The sequence below is a fragment of the Aeromicrobium sp. PFPM2_SD2 genome (genome assembly GCF_057364525.1).
The window spans coordinates 1-2,348 of sequence record NZ_JBNFNZ010000382.1 but is presented as its reverse complement, the minus strand read 5'-3'; the positions used below and the strand labels follow the sequence as shown (position 1 = coordinate 2,348).

The window sequence follows — 2,348 nt, the reverse complement described above, 5'->3', positions numbered from 1 at the left end:
CGTGACCCGCGAGCTGCTCGCCGTCGGGCGCCGCCCCGCACGTCCGGACGGTGGGGGATCGAGACCCATGCGCTCAGCGTGGACGACCACGCGGTGCTGAGCGGTGCGGCCGAGGGCACCGCGCTCGTGTCCCTGGCGCGCGCGGTCGAGGCGCTGCGCGTCGTCAAGGACGAGCTGGAGCTCGACGCCCTGCGCCGGGCCTGCGCCATCTCCGTGCAGGCGTGGGAGGAGCTCGTCGCCGGCCCCGTCGTCGGCCGAACCGAGCGCGATCTGGCGCGGCAGCTGGAGGCGCGGATGCTCGACCTCGGCGCCGAGGCGGTCGCCTTCGAGACCATCCTCGCCGCCGGCGAGAACAGCGCGATCCCGCACCACCACCCGACCGACCGCGTGGTGCAGCGCGGCGACCTGCTCAAGACCGACTTCGGCGCGCGCGTCGACGGCTACCACGCCGACTGCACCCGCACCGCGGTCGTCGGCCCCCGGCGGACTGGCAGCGCGAGATCCACGCCGCCGTGCAGGCGTCCCAGGCCGCGGGGGTGGACGCGCTCGTCGCCGGCACGCCGGTCGCCGACACCTGGCACGCGGCCGTGGACGTCCTCGAGGCGTCCGGGTGGCGCGAGGCGTTCACCACCGGGCTCGGCCACGGCGTCGGCCTGGTCATCCACGAGGACCCGTTCCTGGCCCCGAGCCACCCGGGTACACTGGACCGCCGCACCGCCGTGACCATGGAGCCGGGCATCTACCTGCCGGGACGCGGGGGCGTGCGGATCGAAGACACCGTCATCGTCACCGAGGGCCGTCCCGAGGTGCTGACCACGATGACCAGAGACCTCCTGGAGATCGGCTGATGGCCACCACGAACGACCTGAAGAACGGCATGGTGCTCAACCTCGACGGACAGCTGTGGGCTGTCGTGGAGTTCCAGCACGTCAAGCCGGGCAAGGGCCCCGCCTTCGTCCGCACCAAGATCAAGAACGTCGAGTCGGGCAAGGTCGTCGACAAGACCTTCAACGCCGGCACCAAGGTCGAGACGGCCAGCGTCGACAAGCGCGACATGCAGTACCTGTACAACGACGGCACGAACTACGTGTTCATGGACGTCCAGACCTACGACCAGCTCGAGGTCAGCCCCGAGGTCATGGGCTCGGCGGTCGACTACCTGCTGGAGAACCAGAACGCCGTCGTGGCCACCAACGAGGGCCGCGTCCTGTACGTCGAGCTCCCCGCGTCGGTCGAGCTCGTCGTCGAGCACACCGAGCCGGGCCTGCAGGGCGACCGCTCCAGCGGCGGCACCAAGCCCGCCCGCCTGGAGACCGGCAAGGAGATCCAGGTCCCGCTGTTCCTCACCACCGGCGAGAAGATCAAGGTCGACACCCGCGACGGCAGCTACCTCGGTCGCGTGAAGGCCTGATGGCGGCACGCACCAAGGCCCGCAAGCGCGCCCTCGACATCCTGTTCGAGAGCGAGCTCCAGGGACGCTCGACCGGCGCCACCCTCGTCGACCGTCAGGCCGACAACGACCCGCCGATCAACCCCTACACCGTCGAGCTGGTCGACGGTGTCGTGGCGAACCGCGAGCGGCTCGACGAGGTCCTCGGCGACCACGCCATGGGCTGGACGCTGGACCGCATGCCCGGCGTCGACCGCAACCTGCTGCGCATCGCCACCTACGAGATCCTGTTCGTCGACGACGTCCCGGACTCCGTGGCGGTGAGCGAGGCGGTCGGCCTTGCGCGCGAGCTGTCGACCGACGACTCGCCCGGCTTCGTCAACGGCCTGCTCGCCACGATCGTGGAGAAGAAGTCCCAGCTGCTCGGCTGAGCGCCCGCTGCTGCCTCGACGGCGGCCGTCCCCTCGGGGGCGGCCGCCGTCGTCGTCCTGGGGCGTGCGCCGCGTGAGGGGCGGTGAGTGGTGGTCACTTCCCACGACCGGCCGGTGAGCCGTGGTCACTCCGTCGTGCGGAAGTGACCAGGACTCACCGCTCAGCGTCCGGGAGTGACCGGGACTCACCGGCTCCCGGGGACGGACGGGGTCGACTCGCCGCCGTCGCTCACCGCGACGTCGACGAGGACGGGCTCGCGGCGGTACGCGCCCTCGCGGACGCGCTGCAGCCCGACGCGCCCGACCGGTCCGAGTCCGGACACGGGACGGTCGGACGCCACCAGCACCGTCCCGCCCGCAAGCCCCAGCACGACCTGCACCGCCGAGCGGTCGTCACGCAGGCCGACGACGGTGGCGGGCACGTCCCGGACGCCGTCGTCGGGGATCCGGGGTGGTGCCCTGCACGACCCGCAGGCGCGCACCGTCCCCAGCGGTGCCACCCGGCCGCGCTCGTCCTGCGGCGCGTG

General features: G+C 72.3%; 3 protein-coding genes and 1 pseudogene. 3 read left to right on the top strand and 1 reads right to left on the bottom strand.

All coding sequences use genetic code 11. The features are described 5' to 3' along the window. Positions 1-78: 78 nt before the first annotated feature. The 3 genes and pseudogenes from AC2W7G_RS13925 to nusB all read left to right on the top strand — a co-directional run bounded on the left by AC2W7G_RS13925 (position 79) and on the right by nusB (position 1,821). Positions 79-848: pseudogene (locus AC2W7G_RS13925) on the top strand (M24 family metallopeptidase). Continuing rightward, positions 848-1,411 (top strand): elongation factor P, encoded by a 564-nt coding sequence (gene efp / locus AC2W7G_RS13920; protein ID WP_485868964.1) that lies wholly within the window; start codon positions 848-850, stop codon positions 1,409-1,411. The pseudogene AC2W7G_RS13925 and the gene efp overlap by 1 nt, the downstream one beginning before the upstream one ends. After that, entirely contained in the window at positions 1,411-1,821 is a 411-nt protein-coding gene (gene nusB / locus AC2W7G_RS13915; RefSeq protein ID WP_485868963.1) for a transcription antitermination factor NusB, read from the top strand. Before efp ends, nusB begins: the two co-directional genes overlap by 1 nt. A gap of 185 nt (positions 1,822-2,006) precedes the next feature. Here nusB and AC2W7G_RS13910 read toward each other — a convergent pair. Then, positions 2,007-2,348 (bottom strand): hypothetical protein (locus AC2W7G_RS13910; protein ID WP_485868962.1); only part of this gene is annotated, 342 nt, incomplete at its 5' end.

Bases quoted from the DNA above. Each gene is read 5' to 3' on its own strand.
- efp (WP_485868964.1), top strand. From the start codon at position 848: ATGGCCACCACGAACGACCTGAAGAACGGCATGGTGCTCAACCTCGAC.
- nusB (WP_485868963.1), top strand. From the start codon at position 1,411: ATGGCGGCACGCACCAAGGCCCGCAAGCGCGCCCTCGACATCCTGTTC.